We start from the raw sequence: 15,158 nt of genomic DNA on the forward strand, positions 1-15,158 counted from the left end.
AGGGTTTTGAAGCCCGGGTGGAAACCCTGACTGAGCCAAATGAATGAGCAAATAAGCAAGCTGGAAGCAGCCGATAAAAACAAAGGCGAGCGGGATAACTCCCGCCCGCCTTCGTCATGCTGCTCGACCCTGCTGCAATTACATGTTGAGCGCGCGTTTGTCGACGGCGAGCGCGGCTTCGCGCATCACTTCGGACAACGACGGGTGCGGATGGCAGATCCGGCCGATATCTTCCGACGCCGCCTTGAACTCCATCGCGACCACCGCTTCCGCGATCAGGTCCGACGCATTCGCCGCGATGATGTGGCAGCCGAGCAGTTCGTCGGTCTTCGCATCGGCGATCATCTTCACGAAACCGTCAGCCTTGCCGATACCGAGCGCCCGGCCATTGGCCATCATCGGGAACTGGCCAGTCTTGATCTCGCGGCCTTCCGCCTTCAACTGCTGCTCGGTCTTGCCGACCCACGCAATTTCCGGCTCGGTATAGATCACCCAAGGAATGCAGTTGTAGTCGATGTGCGGCTTCTGGCCGTCGATGATCTCGGCCACCAGCACGCCTTCATCTTCCGCCTTGTGCGCGAGCATGGGGCCGCGCACCACGTCGCCGATCGCGTACACGTTCGGCACGCTCGTCGCGCAGTGATCGTCGACGGGAACAAAACCGCGTTCGTCCGTCTTGAGACCGATTGCTTCCAGACCGAGATTGTCCGTGTTCGGCACACGGCCAATCGATACGATCAACCGGTCGGCATCGAGCGTTTGCGCGTTGCCGTCCTTGTCCGTGTAGGCCACCGAGACACTCGAATCCGTCGTCTTCACTTCGCCGATCTTCACGCCGAGATGAATGTCGAGACCTTGCTTCTTGAACTGCTTCGCGGCTTCCTTCGAGAGCGATTCGTCACATGCGCCGAGGAACGCGGGCAACGCTTCGAGCACCGTCACGCTGGCGCCCAGGCGACGCCATACCGAACCGAGCTCCAGACCGATCACGCCGGCGCCGATCACAGCCAGCTTCTTCGGCACCGAATCGAAGGACAGCGCGCCTTCGTTATCCGATACGATCTTGTTGTCGACAGGAATGGCCGGCAGGTGACGCGCCTTCGATCCCGTGGCGATGATCACGTTCTTCGCCGTCACGGTTTCCGTTTCCGCTTCGCCGCTCACTTCAATCTGCACGCCTGCGTCCGTCTTGCCGGTGAACTTGCCATGACCCTTGAGCCACGTGATCTTGTTCTTGCGGAACAGGAACTCGATACCCTTCGTCATCTTCTCGACAATGCCGTCCTTGCGGGCGAGCATATTGGAGATATCGAGTTTCACGTCGCCCACGTTGATACCGTGATCGCCGAGATGATGCGACACGTTTTCAAATTCTTCCGACGAAGCCAGCAGCGCCTTCGACGGAATACAGCCCACGTTCAGGCATGTGCCGCCGAGCTTCAGGTTGCCGGCCGGGTTCTTCCAGCTTTCGATGCACGCGACCGACTTGCCGAGTTGCGCTGCACGAATCGCCGCAATGTAACCGCCAGGACCTGCACCAATCACGACGACATCAAATTCTTTGGACATGACTATCCTTCTCTTGTTGGATACATGGCGCGCCCGAGTCTATCGAGCGTGCCACGAGTCCTAAATAAGGTCTTAATGCTTGATTAAAAGGGTTACCTCGAGGGCAACCCCGAGGGCAACCGCAAGGATCACAGGTCCAGCAGCAAGCGGGCCGGATCTTCCAGCGCATCCTTCATCGCCACCAGCGACAACACCGCTTCGCGGCCGTCGATGATCCGGTGATCGTAGGAGAGCGCCAGATAGTTCATCGGGCGAATCACGATCTGGCCGTTCTCGACCACAGCGCGTTCCTTCGTTGCGTGCACGCCGAGAATGGCCGATTGCGGCGGGTTGATGATCGGCGTCGACAACATGGAGCCGAACACGCCGCCATTCGAGATCGAGAACGTACCGCCCGTCATTTCCTCGATCGACAGCTTGCCGTCCCGCGCCTTCGCACCGAATTCGGCGATCTTCTTCTCGATATCGGCCAGGCTCAGTTGATCGGCGTTGCGCAGGATCGGCACCACGAGACCACGCGGCGAACCCACGGCAATGCCAATGTCGAAGTAACCGTGATAGACGATGTCATTCCCGTCGATAGACGCGTTCACCAGCGGGAATTTTTTCAGCGCATGCACGGCGGCCTTCACGAAGAACGACATGAAGCCGAGCTTCACGCCATGTTCCTTCTCGAAACGGTCCTTGTACTTGTTGCGCAGGTCCATCACCGGCGCCATGTTCACTTCGTTGAACGTGGTCAGAATGGCGTTGGTTTGCTGCGACTCGAGCAGACGCTCGGCAATACGCGCGCGCAAACGCGACATCGGCACGCGCTGCTCCGGACGATCCTTGAGCCACTGGTCAGCACCCGGCGCCTTCACGTCCGGCAGGGACGGCTTAGCGGCAGCCGGAGCCTTGGCGGGAGCCTTTGCAGCCGGCGCAGACGCAGCGGCAACAGCCGGCGCACCTTGCGTGGCGGCGAGTGCGTCGCCCTTCGTGACGCGGCCATCGCGACCCGAGCCCGAGACCTGATCGCTCGATACATTCTTCTCGGCCAGAATCTTCGCAGCCGACGGGGAAGCGGACGTGTTGGATGCCGAAGCGCTCGCCGAAGCGCTCGCCACAGCCGGCGCAGCTTCCTGTTGCGGTTGCGCGGCCGGAGCCGGTTTCACCTCGGCGTCGCCAGCCGCGGCTGCCACCGGTGCGTCGCCGGCCTTTGCTTCCGTATCGATCATTGCGATCACTTCTTCCGCGCCGACCACGTCGCCGTCATGCTTGATGACTTGCGCGAGCACGCCCGCAGCCGGTGCCGGCACTTCCAGCACGACCTTGTCGGTTTCGATTTCAATGAGGATTTCGTCGATGGCAACTGCCTCGCCCGGCTTCTTCTTCCACGACAACATGGTGCCTTCCGACACGGACTCAGAAAGCTGGGGAACCTTGACTTCTACAATAGACATTATGTTTTTTCCTGAATGTATCTGGGTACGGCGCCATCATTGGCAATAAGTGAATTCGACGCCATCAATTCTTGAGTAACCAGAGCGTATGAATGCAGCGCGCATCCAACTTGCGGCGAGCGCTGCTTGTGCATTCCACGTTCCGAATCGAATCACAGGACAGCGCATGAAAAACCGGGGAGCCGTTAAAAGGACGCTCCCCGGTCACAGCCGCTTACTTCGAGATGGTCTGTGCGCCCTTCAACCGGCCGAACGCGCCTTCGATCAGCGCCTTGAGCTGCTCGTAGTGCTTCGCGTAATAGCCGACTGCCGGGGATGCCGATGCCGGACGGCCGCTGTAAGCCAGCTTCTGTCCTTCACGCATGCCTTCGCGCAGATGATGCTCGATGTAGAACCAGGCACCCTGGTTCTGCGGCTCGTCCTGTACCCAGACCACTTCGGTCGCGTGTTCGTATTTCTTGATTTCCGCGTCGAATTGCTTGTGGGCAAACGGATACAACTGCTCGATACGAACGATGGCGACATCGTTCGCCTTCGCTTCGCGGCGATGCGCGATCAGGTCGTAATACACACGGCCCGAACACACGATCACGCGCTTGACCTTCTTCGGCTCGATTGCATCGTCCGTTTCGCCGATGATCGGCTGGAACGAACCCTTCGCCAGTTCCGACAGGTCCGACACTGCTTCCTTATGGCGCAGCAGCGACTTCGGCGTGGCGACAATCAGCGGCTTCCGGAACAAGCGGATCATCTGACGGCGCAGCAGGTGGAAGATTTGCGCCGGCGTGGTCGGCTGCACCACTTGCATGTTGTGATCCGCGCAAAGCTGCAGGAACCGTTCGATACGCGCCGACGAATGCTCCGGACCCTGCCCTTCATAGCCGTGCGGCAACAGCATGGTGAGACCTGAAACACGGCCCCACTTCACTTCGCCCGACGAGATGAACTGGTCGATCACAACCTGCGCGCCATTCACGAAGTCACCGAATTGCGCTTCCCATGCAACCAGCGTATTCGGCTCGGCCGTCGAATAACCGTACTCGAAACCGAGCACCGCTTCTTCCGACAATACCGAATCGATCACCGTGAACTTCGCCTGACCATCGGCAATGTTCTGCAGCGGAATGTACGTACCGTCGTTCCAGCGTTCGCGGTTTTGATCGTGCAGCACAGCGTGACGGTGCGTGAACGTGCCACGGCCCGAATCCTGGCCCGTGAGACGCACGGCATAACCCGACGCCACCAGCGACGCATACGCGAGATGCTCGCCCATGCCCCAGTCGAGCTTCGCTTCGCCACGGCCCATTGCACGGCGGTCGTTGATCACGCGCTCGACCAGCGGATGCACCTTGAAGTTTTCCGGGATCGTGGTGATGCGCTCGGCCAGGCGCTTCAGTTCGGCCAGCGGAACTGCCGTGTCAGCGGCGTCCGTCCACTTGCGGTTCAGGAACGGAACCCAGTCCACCGCGTACTTGCTCTTGTAGTTCGAGAGCACCGGATCGACCGTGTGATGCCCGTCGTCCATTGCCTGGCGATACGCCTTCACGTAATTATCGGCGTCTTCCGCGGTGATCACGCCTTGCTGCACGAGCTTTTCAGCGTACAGCGCGCGCGTACCCGGATGTTTCGCGATGGTCTTGTACATCAGCGGCTGCGTCACCGCCGGCGTGTCCTGCTCGTTGTGACCCAGCTTGCGGAAACAGATGATGTCGACAACCACGTCCTTGTGAAACTGCATGCGGTAGTCGATAGCCAACTGCGTGCACAGCACGACCGCTTCCGGATCGTCGCCGTTCACGTGCAGCACCGGCGCTTCGATCATCTTCGCCACGTCCGAGCAATACAGCGTCGAGCGCGCGTCGCGCGGGTCGGACGTCGTGAAGCCGATCTGGTTGTTGATGACAATATGCAGCGTGCCGTGCGTGCCGTAACCGCGCGTTTGCGCGAGGTTCAGCGTTTCCATGACCACGCCCTGGCCGGCAAACGCCGCGTCGCCGTGAATCTGGACCGGCAGCACTTGCAGGCCGTCGACGTCGCCGCGACGATCCATGCGCGCCTTTGCCGACCCTTCGACCACCGGGTTCACGATTTCGAGGTGCGACGGGTTGAACGCGAGCGACAGGTGGACCGGGCCGCCGTCGGTCGAGACGTCCGACGAGAAACCCTTGTGGTACTTCACGTCACCGGCGGGAAGGTCATCGACATGCTTGCCTTCGAATTCGGCGAAGAGATCAGCCGGCATCTTGCCGAGCGTGTTCACCAGGACGTTCAAGCGCCCACGGTGAGCCATGCCGATGATGATTTCCTGAACGCCCGCGGCGCCTGCATGGCGAACGACTTCGTCCATTGACGCAATGAAGCTTTCGCCGCCTTCCAGCGAAAAGCGCTTCTGGCCGACATATTTGGTGTGCAGGAAACGCTCGAGCCCTTCGGCTGCCGTCAGGCGCTGAAGGATGTGCTTTTTCTTGTCGCCGGAGAAATCCGGCGTGGAGCGGATCGATTCGAGCCGTTCCTTCCACCAGCGCTTCTGTTCCGGGTCGCTGATGTACATGAACTCGGCGCCAATCGTGCCGCAGTACGTGTCGCGCAATGCCTTCACGATCTCACGCAGCGACGCCTGCTCGTTCCCGAAATACAGGTTCTGTGCATGGAACGTCTGGTCCATGTCGGCTTCGGTGAAGTCGTAGAACGCAGGTTCGAGTTCGGGAATGGCCGGGCGCTCACGGCGCTTGAGCGGATCGAGGTTGGCCCATTGTGAGCCGAGGAAGCGGTATGCGCCGATCAGCGACTGAACGAAGACCTGTTTGCGCGCGGTCGCCAGATCAGCACTGCTTTCGCGCGGCACGAAGCCGTTCGATTTCGCTCGCTGAGCGAACGACTCCACGATCGGGCCGTGGGCCACGTCGTTGTGATTCGACCCATCCGATGCAGGCACGTTTTGCAGTGCATCGAAATAGGTACGCCAGGTCTCGGGCACTGACGCGGGATTATCGAGATATGCCTCGTACTGTTCTTCGACGTATGGGGCATTACCGCCGAACAAATAGGAGTTCAGCTGGGATTGCTTCATCATTTTTACGCTCACCTTTCTTCGAGTTTCTCGAGAAATAGCGGGTTACTCAACCTTCCGCAACACGGCCTGACCGTTTAGCGGATTGCGCGAATCAAGTCTGCTTGGAAGGACCTAAAACTGGCAATGCATCCGCTAGCATAGCACAGATCATTAAGTCCACGCGCCGATGGTCGCGGCCCGGACGCTTGTCTGGCGGGCTTTCGGGCACCTTTCGCGAATAAGGGACATATGCTCAAAACACGCGGCGCAACAAAAAAGCCACCCGCGGGTGGCTTTTTCTTGATGCAAAACTGACGTGAATCAGTCCACAGCGCCCTTGCGGCTGGCGCTACGACGCTCATGTTCTTTCAGATAACGCTTGCGCAGGCGAATGGATTGCGGCGTGACTTCGACCAGTTCGTCGTCGTCAATAAACTCGACCGCATATTCCAGCGACATCTGGATCGGCGGCACCAGACGCACCGCTTCGTCCGTACCTGACGAACGCACGTTGGTCAGTTGCTTGCCCTTGATCGGGTTCACGACCAGGTCGTTGTCGCGGCTGTGAATGCCGATGATCATGCCTTCGTACAGCGGCTCACCCGGCGAAACGAACATGCGGCCGCGGTCCTGCAGCTTCCACAACGCGTAGGCAACGGCTGCGCCATCGTCCTGCGAAATCAGCACGCCGTTGCGGCGCTCGCCCACGCCGCCTTCCTTCACCGGCTGATACGAGTCGAACGTGTGGCTCATCAAGCCCGTGCCACGCGTCAGCGTCAGGAATTCCGACTGGAAGCCGATCAGTCCGCGCGCCGAAATGCGGTATTCAAGACGCGTGCGGCCACGGCCGTCCGACGCCATGTCAAGCATTTCGCCCTTGCGGCGGCCCAGTTCTTCCATCACGCCGCCCTGGTTCGCATCTTCCATGTCGACGGTCAGGTTTTCGTATGGCTCGTGCTTGACGCCGTCGACTTCCGTCATCACCACGCGCGGACGCGACACGGCGAGTTCGTAACCTTCACGACGCATGTTTTCCACGAGAATGGTCAAATGCAGTTCGCCCCGGCCTGACACTTCGAACGTGGTTTCGTCGCCGGTTTCCTTCACGCGCAACGCCACGTTGTGGTTCAGTTCCTTCATCAGGCGGTCGCGGATCTGACGGCTCGTGACGAACTTGCCTTCGCGTCCCGCCAGCGGCGAGGAATTCACGAGGAAGTTCATGGTCAGCGTGGGTTCGTCCACGGTAATCATGGGCAGCGCTTCCGGAACGTCCGGCGCGCAGATGGTCACGCCAATGCCGATTTCTTCAATACCGTTGATCAGCACGATGTCGCCGGCTTCAGCCGATTCGACCTGTACGCGCTCCAGGCCCTTGAACGACAGCACCTGGTTGATCTTGCGGTTCAGGATCGCGCCGTCCGGACCCGAGCGCACGGCCACCGACATGCCCGGCTTGATCCGGCCCCGTGTGATCCGGCCCACGCCGATACGGCCCACGTAGGACGAATAATCCAGCGATGTAATCTGCAGTTGCAGCGGCGCTTCCGGATCAGCCGGGCGGACCGGAACGTGCTCCAGAACCGCGTCGAACAGCGGGCGCATGTCGCCTTCGCGCACGTCCGGCGTCAATCCTGCATAACCATTCAGCCCCGATGCATAAACAATCGGGAAGTCGAGTTGTTCGTCGGTGGCGCCAAGCTTGTCGAACAAGTCGAAAGTCTGGTTGATGACCCAGTCGATCCGCGCGCCGGGCCGGTCGACCTTGTTGATCACCACGATAGGCTTGAGGCCCAGCGCCAGCGCCTTTTTCGTTACGAACCGCGTTTGCGGCATCGGGCCTTCAACGGCGTCCACCAGCAGCAGCACCGAGTCGACCATGGACAGCACGCGTTCCACTTCGCCGCCGAAGTCGGCGTGTCCCGGCGTATCCACAATATTGATGTGCGTGCCTTCGTACTCGACCGCGCAGTTCTTCGAAAGGATGGTAATGCCGCGTTCCTTTTCGATGTCGTTCGAGTCCATCACGCGCTCGACTACGGCCTGGTTCTCTCGGAACGTGGCGGTCTGGCGGAGCAATTGGTCGACGAGCGTGGTCTTGCCGTGGTCGACGTGGGCAATGATGGCGATGTTGCGAAGGGCGCGGGTCATAGGAGCTTGAGGAGCTTGTACATATAGTTGAGCGCCGTGGGTGCAAGCTAGCTATTAGCCGTGGAGCGAACACCTGGAGAAATCCGCAGCTTCGGAATCTCCTGCGAAATCCTTGATGTCAGTCCACTTCCCCGCACTCGGCGCGATGGGAACCGAAGATTGTAGCACGCGGACGTGTCCTGTTCCTCACTGCTGTGCAATAGGACATAACCCGGAAGCGTTTTCGGACCAGTTTCCTATATCGGGACAGGTGGAAAGCCCTGTCAGGGCGTGCTGCCGGGGCCTCGCCCAACATTATCCAATCTCAAAATAACGACAACTCACGTTTCGCTTCGCAGCAAGGAAGACCATGAAAGTACTTGCCGCGTCAACGATGCAACTCCTATAATCTTGCATAGTCAATTATTGCAAGCGCACGAGTATCCATGAGCGACGCCCACCAGCCGGTTCCTGAAATTGCCAACTACGTTCTTTGCGAGAGCGTCGGCTATTTGCTTAGCCGGGTTCGCTCAACGCTCTGGAACAACGTTACGCAACTCACCATGGCCGATCTCGGCATTACCAGCACGCAGGCAAGCATCATGTTCATGCTGGCGAGCGGGCGCAATCTGGCGGCGGCGGATCTGGCGCGTGAATACGGTATCGATGCAAGCGCGGTGACCCGCCTGATCGACCGGCTGGAAAAGCGCGGACTCATTACCCGCGTGCGCAGCGAGGAAGACAGGCGGGTCGTCAGACTCGCGCTGACCGCCGAAGGCCGTGAACTCGCGGGGCAGATTCCCGCCATTTTCACAAAAGTGCTGGACAAGCTTCTCGGCGGATTCACGCCCGAGGAAGTGGGTTTCCTGAAGAGCATGTTGCGCCGGATCCTGCTCAATTCCGGCGACCCGGCGGCCATCGCGCTGATCAGCGGATATGAAAATTCCACGCCGAAAGCCTCTTCCTGACAAGGCGAGATCTTTTCTGAATTCAAGTCCATATTCTGACGACGCACTTCCGCGACCGCCCTTATCGGGTAATAAAACTGAAAGAAATTGGTTGCTGCGTCCATCTTTACAATCATCTCTGAGAGCCGAGCGATGAAATTTTCATATTCGTGCGCATCCGCGTCCGCGGCGCCCACGACACCCATAAAACGCAGTGCGCTGGCTGCGGCGTTCGCCGCTTTCGTGCTGGCGGGCTGCGCGAACTATGCGGGCATCAGCAGCGACAAGCAGATCACCGAGCCACAGAACGACGCGTTGCAAGCCACGCAAAGTGTGCCGTCGCAAGGCGGTCAATGGCCGTCGCTCGACTGGGCGAAGCAGTTCGGCGATCCGCAATTGCCGCAGTTGATCGACGAAGCGCTTGCCGGCAATCCGTCGATTGCGCAGGCTCAAGCCCGGATCGCGAAGGCGTCGTCTTACATTGAAAGCTCGCGCGCCGGGCTTTATCCGAAGGTGAACGGGTCGTATTCGTGGTCTCGCGAGCTTTTTTCGGCGAATGCGCTCTATCCGCCTCCGTATGGCGGCACCTGGTATAGCGAAAACAATGCGCTCGTGAGCGCGTCCTGGGACCTTGACCTGTGGGGCAAGAACCGCTCGCGGCTCAATCAGGCCGTGTCGCAGCAGAAGGCCGCCGAGGCCGACATGCAGCAAGCGCGCGTCACGCTGGCGGCGTCGGTTGCGCAGACGTATAACCAACTCGCGCTGCTCTATGCCTTGCGCGATGTCGCCCAGCGCGAGATTGCAAACCGCTCCGACGTGGGTCGCATCACGACTGGCCGCGTGAACGCCGGGCTCGATACCAACGTCGAAATCCGCACCGCAGAAGGCAACATCGCGACGAGCCAGACGAACCTGTCGGAACTCGACGGCCAGATCACGACCACGCGTTATCAGCTTGGCGCGTTGCTCGGCCAGGGACCGGATCGCGGGCTCAGGATCGCGAACCCTGTGCTGAATTCGAAGATCGAAATCGCGCTGCCGGACAACGTGCCCGCGGACCTGATCGCGCGGCGACCGGACATTGTCGCGGCGCGCTGGCAGGTGGAAGCGGCGACGTCGAACGTTAAGGAAGCGAAGGCCGAGTTTTTCCCGGACATCAATTTGTCGGCGGCAGCGGGTTTCGATGCCTTCGGCTGGGGCCGTTTCTTCACCTCGAGCAGCCGTCAGTTCAACGCGGGGCCGGCCATCCATTTGCCGATCTTCGACGCAGGCGCGCTGCGCGCCCAGTTGAAAGGCCGTTATGCGGACTTCGACCTCGACGTAGCGAACTACAACCAGACGCTGGTCAACGCGCTGAACGACGTGGCGACGCAGATTGCATCGATTCGTTCGGTCGATCAGCAAACGAGCGACGCCACCCGCGCCCTCGACGCCTCCACGCATGCGTATCAACTTGCCGTGATCCGCTACAAGGCGGGGTTGTCGCCGCAGTTGCAAGTGCTCACCGCCGACCAGAACCGGCTGTCGAACGAACAGACTGTGACGAACCTGCGGATGAAACGGCGCGATCTCCAGATCGGCTTGATCAAGGCGCTCGGCGGCGGTTTCGATGCCGCGGATACCAACCTCGCCATCGACGGTCAGACGTCGAAGACCGCATCGGTCGCGCCGAAGACCGCCGAGTGATCCAACCCGAATCGAACTGAACCATCGAACTGAACCGACTGGCAGCAACTCAAGACAGAGAATACGGAGCTATTCAATGAGCGACTCTCAACAAAACGCCGCAGCAGCACCGGCGCCTAAAACCAGCAACACCAAGCGCCGCGTGCTGATGTCACTGATCGTGCTGGTCGTGATCATCGCGGCTGTTGCATACGGCCTGTACTACTTCCTGGTCGCGCGTTTCCATGAAAGCACCGACGACGCTTATGTGAACGGCAACATCGTGCAGATCACGCCGCAAGTGGTCGGCACAGTAATTTCGGTGAATGCGGACGACACGCAAACCGTGAAGATGGGCGATCCGCTCGTCGTGCTCGACCCGGCCGATTCCAAGGTCGCGCTCGATCAGGCCGAGGCGAATCTCGCGCAGACGGTGCGCCAGGTCCGCACGCTGTTCGTGAACGACAACCAGTACCAGGCGCAAGTCGCGCTGCGCCAGTCGGATTTGTCGCGTGCCCAGGACGACTTGCGCCGCCGCTTGACGATTGCGCAGACCGGCGCGATCTCGGGCGAGGAAATCTCTCACGCGCGTGACGCGGTGCGCGGCGCGCAGGCTTCGCTGAATGCCGCCCAGCAGGAGTTGCAGTCGAACCGCTCGCTGACGTCGAACACGACCATCGCAAGCCATCCGAATGTGCTCGCGGCCGCTGCCAAAGTCCGCGATTCGTACATCAACTACGCACGCAACACCATGCCGGCGCCGGTGACGGGTTATGTCGCGAAGCGTTCGGTGCAGGTCGGGCAGCGCGTCTCGCCGGGCACGCCGCTGATGGCGATTGTGCCGCTGAACGGCGTCTGGATCGATGCCAACTTCAAGGAAGTGCAGTTGACGCACATGCGTATCGGTCAGCCTGTGGAACTGACGGCGGACGTGTATGGATCGGGCGTCGTGTTTCACGGCAAGGTGATCGGTTTCTCGGCGGGTACGGGTTCGGCGTTTTCGCTGTTGCCGGCGCAAAACGCGACCGGCAACTGGATCAAGGTCGTGCAGCGCCTGCCGGTTCGGATCGCGCTTGATCCGCAGGAACTCGAAAAGCATCCGCTGCGCATCGGTCTTTCGATGAACGTGGACGTTTCCATCAAGGACGAGAACGGCGGCCAGCTTGGCGCCGCGCCCAACACCGTGTACCAGACCGATGTATTCGCGAAGTACGGCGATCAGGCAGACGCCGAAATCGCCCGCATTATCGCGGCGAACGAAGGTACGTCAGGTCCGGGCACGGGCAATGGTCCACAAAAGACATCGAAGGAAAACGTTCAGCCGGCGACGAAGCAAGACCTCGCCAAGCTGATGTAAGCGCCCTTCAAAGTCTTCCGGAACCGTTCTTATGTCTCAACCCAACGCCGTTCATCCACCGCTGGAAGGCGCGAAACTCGTGATCGGCACGATCGCGGTGTCGCTCGCGGTGTTCATGAACGTGCTCGATACATCGATTGCGAACGTGTCCATTCCGTCCATATCCGGCGACCTTGGGGTGTCGTCGGATCAGGGCACGTGGGTGATCACATCGTTCGCGGTCGCCAACGCGATCTCCGTGCCGCTGACCGGCTGGCTCACGCAGCGCTTCGGCCAGGTGCGGCTCTTCATGACGTCGATCGTGCTGTTCGTGATCGCCTCGTGGCTGTGCGGGCTCGCGCCCAGCCTGCCCTTCCTGCTCGCCGCGCGCGTGCTGCAAGGCGCTGTGGCCGGCCCGATGATCCCGCTCTCGCAAACCTTGCTGCTCGCGAGTTACCCCAGGGCGAAGGCGCCCATGGCGCTTTCCATGTGGTCGATGACCACGCTGATTGCGCCAGTCGCCGGCCCGATCCTGGGCGGCTGGATTTCCGACAACATCTCGTGGCCGTGGATTTTTTACGTGAACATACCGGTGGGTATCGTCGCCGCGATTGCCACGTTTGCAATCTTCCGCGAACGCGATTCGGTGATCCGCAAGGCGCCTATCGATACCGTTGGCCTGGGCCTGCTCGTGATCTGGGTCGGTTCGCTGCAGATCATGCTCGACAAGGGGAAGGACCTCGACTGGTTCAACTCGACCACCATCGTGGTGTTGACGTTGATCGCGGTGATCGCGCTCGCGTTCTTCATTGTGTGGGAGTTGACCGAAGAACATCCGGTTGTCGACCTGTCGCTCTTCAAGCTGCGTAATTTCACAGGCGGAACGATCGCGCTGGCAATCGGATACGGGCTGTATTTCGGCAATCTCGTGCTGTTGCCGTTGTGGCTGCAAACCGATATTGGCTATACCGCCACCGACGCCGGTCTCGTTCTCGCGCCTGTCGGCTTGTTTGCGGTACTGCTCTCGCCCGTGGTCGGCAAATTCCTGCCGCGCATCGATCCGCGCAAGATCGCGACCGCCGCATTCCTCGTATTCGCGCTCGTGTTCTGGATGCGCTCGCGCTACACCACGGGCGTCGATACCTTCTCGCTGATGTTGCCCACGTTGATCCAGGGTATCGGCATGGCCGGATTCTTTATCCCGCTGGTCTCGATTACGTTGTCGGGCCTTCCGGGCAACCGGATTCCGGCTGCGTCGGGATTGTCCAACTTCGTGCGGATCATGTGCGGCGGTATCGGCACGTCGATATTTTCAACCGCCTGGGATCATCGCTCGGGCGTGCATCACGCGCAGCTTGTGGAGCAAGCCAATCTGTATAACCCGAACTTTAACGCGTCGATGCAGCAATTCAGCGCGGCCGGGCTCAGTCACGATCAGGGTTATGGATTATTCAACAGCATGGCGACGCAGCAGGCGGCGCAGTTGGGCGTGAACGATCTGTTCTATATATCCGCGGCGATTTTTGTTGCGTTGATTGCGTTGATCTGGATTACCAAGCCCGAACGCTCGGGTGGCGGAGATTCGGCGGCCGCGGCCTCGGCGGCGCATTGACGAGTTTGACGACGGGTACAAACTTGCGAAAACGCCACGGCAAACCGTGGCGTTTTTTTATCCTGCGGATACCACAAGCCGCTCGGGCGCCAGCACGCCGTCGGTAGCCCGGGCGACGCCGAGAAGACGTTGTTCATCGCGGGAATAGACGCGCACGCGTTGCGCATCCGCTAGACGTTCAGCGATATCCGAAAGTTTGAGCCGCTGTCCCTGGCAAAAACGTCGGCTGGCGTCGGCGTCGAGGTGAACAGCCGGAAAGGTAGACAGCAAGGCGTCAACCGGTTGCAGCCAGTTATCGCGTTCATCCGGCGCAGCCTCCGAAAGCGTGTCCAGCGTAACGGCATGCTCAAGCGTCAACGCGCCCACTCCGGTACGCCTCAGCGCCACCAGATGCGCGCCACAACCCAGCTTTTCACCGATATCCTCAGCCAGCGTACGCACATACGTACCCTTGCTGCAGGTCACGCGGAACGTCACGTCAGGCAACGCACACGCGATCACTTCCAGCGCGTGGATGGTCACGTTGCGCGCCTCGCGCTCCACCGTCTGCCCGGCACGCGCGTATTCGTACAACGGTTTGCCGTCACGTTTGAGCGCTGAATACATCGGCGGGACTTGCGTGATGTCACCGCGAAAATGGACCATCGCGGCGTGAATCGCGGCTTCGTCGCACGTGACCTCGCGTGTTTGCAGCGCCTCGCCTTCCGCGTCGCCAGTCGTCGTCTGGATGCCCAGTCGCATGGTGGCTTCGTAGGTCTTGTCCGCTTCAAGCAGATCCTGCGAAAACTTCGTCGCCTCGCCGAAACAGAGCGGCAACAACCCTGTCGCGAGCGGATCGAGCGTGCCCGTATGCCCCGCCTTCTTTGCCAGAAAGATTCTTTTGGCGCGAATCAGCGCGTCGTTGCTGGAAAGGCCGAGCGGCTTGTCGAGCAGCAACACGCCGTCGAGCAAACGACGCGGAATCTTCGGACGAGCAGAACCGTTCATCGATCAGGCGCCCTTCTCGTCTTGGTCTTCTTGATCCGGCTCTTCGTCGTCCTTTGCGCGCGTGGAGTTCGCTTCATCGATCAGCTTCGACATTTCCACCGCACGCACCACAGTCTGGTCGTAGTGGAAATGCAGTGTCGGCACCGTATGGATATGCAGGCGCTTGAACAACAGGTTATGCAAATGCCCCGCTGCGTGATTCAAACCGGCTTCGGTTTCTTTCGGATCGCCGGTGAGCGTGGTGAAGTACACCTTCGCGTGCGCGTAGTCGGGCGTCAGTTCGACGCTCTGAAACGTCACCATGCCGATGCGCGGGTCCTTCACATCGCGCACCAGTTCAGCGAGATCGCGTTGGATCTGATCTGCAATCTGCACGTTGCGGTTAGGGGAAGTACGTTTCTTGGCCATGATATTTCCAATA

At 60.1% G+C, this 15,158-nt stretch carries 10 protein-coding genes; 4 read left to right on the forward strand and 6 right to left on the reverse strand.

The genetic code is table 11. From position 1 onward, the window contains the following. Positions 1-138 precede the first annotated feature (138 nt). From lpdA to typA, 4 genes are all read right to left on the reverse strand, one after another. On the reverse strand, positions 139-1,569 hold the full coding sequence (gene lpdA / locus AWB64_RS11575; RefSeq protein ID WP_060818993.1) for a dihydrolipoyl dehydrogenase: 1,431 nt from the start codon (positions 1,567-1,569) through the stop codon (positions 139-141). A gap of 128 nt (positions 1,570-1,697) precedes the next feature. After that, positions 1,698-3,011 carry a 2-oxoglutarate dehydrogenase complex dihydrolipoyllysine-residue succinyltransferase gene (gene odhB, locus AWB64_RS11580; RefSeq protein WP_060818995.1) on the reverse strand — a complete coding sequence of 438 codons (1,314 nt, stop codon included), beginning with the start codon at positions 3,009-3,011 and terminating at the stop codon, positions 1,698-1,700. 214 nt (positions 3,012-3,225) lie between these two features. Further along, positions 3,226-6,084, reverse strand: coding sequence for a 2-oxoglutarate dehydrogenase E1 component (locus AWB64_RS11585; protein ID WP_060818997.1), 2,859 nt, complete (start codon positions 6,082-6,084; stop codon positions 3,226-3,228). Positions 6,085-6,384: 300 nt separating this feature from the next. Next, entirely contained in the window at positions 6,385-8,211 is a 1,827-nt protein-coding gene (gene typA / locus AWB64_RS11590; protein WP_060818999.1) for a translational GTPase TypA, read from the reverse strand. Between the two features lie 425 nt (positions 8,212-8,636). Between typA and AWB64_RS11595 the strand changes: the two genes are divergently transcribed. From AWB64_RS11595 to AWB64_RS11610, 4 genes are all read left to right on the forward strand, one after another. Further along, entirely contained in the window at positions 8,637-9,158 is a 522-nt protein-coding gene (locus AWB64_RS11595) for a MarR family winged helix-turn-helix transcriptional regulator (protein WP_060819000.1), read from the forward strand. Between the two features lie 132 nt (positions 9,159-9,290). Beyond that, positions 9,291-10,823, forward strand: a complete 1,533-nt coding sequence (locus tag AWB64_RS11600) for an efflux transporter outer membrane subunit (RefSeq protein WP_060819001.1) — start codon at positions 9,291-9,293, stop codon at positions 10,821-10,823. A gap of 76 nt (positions 10,824-10,899) precedes the next feature. Next, the gene (locus AWB64_RS11605; protein ID WP_060819003.1) at positions 10,900-12,159 is read left to right on the forward strand and encodes an HlyD family secretion protein; all 1,260 of its coding nucleotides are present in this window, start codon (positions 10,900-10,902) and stop codon (positions 12,157-12,159) included. Between the two features lie 31 nt (positions 12,160-12,190). Next, positions 12,191-13,750: a DHA2 family efflux MFS transporter permease subunit gene (locus AWB64_RS11610; RefSeq protein WP_060819005.1), complete on the forward strand. Its 1,560-nt coding sequence runs from the start codon at positions 12,191-12,193 to the stop codon at positions 13,748-13,750. A 57-nt stretch (positions 13,751-13,807) separates the two neighbouring features. Here AWB64_RS11610 and truB read toward each other — a convergent pair whose 3' ends face one another. Together truB and rbfA are read right to left on the reverse strand one after the other, a co-directional pair. Next, positions 13,808-14,737 (reverse strand): tRNA pseudouridine(55) synthase TruB, encoded by a 930-nt coding sequence (gene truB / locus AWB64_RS11615; protein WP_060819007.1) that lies wholly within the window; start codon positions 14,735-14,737, stop codon positions 13,808-13,810. A 3-nt stretch (positions 14,738-14,740) separates the two neighbouring features. Next, positions 14,741-15,145 (reverse strand): 30S ribosome-binding factor RbfA, encoded by a 405-nt coding sequence (gene rbfA / locus AWB64_RS11620; RefSeq protein WP_060819243.1) that lies wholly within the window; start codon positions 15,143-15,145, stop codon positions 14,741-14,743. Positions 15,146-15,158: the final 13 nt, after the last annotated feature.

Origin of the sequence: Caballeronia sordidicola (genome assembly GCF_001544455.2) — a bacterium.
Classification (GTDB): Bacteria; Pseudomonadota; Gammaproteobacteria; order Burkholderiales; family Burkholderiaceae; genus Caballeronia; species Caballeronia sordidicola.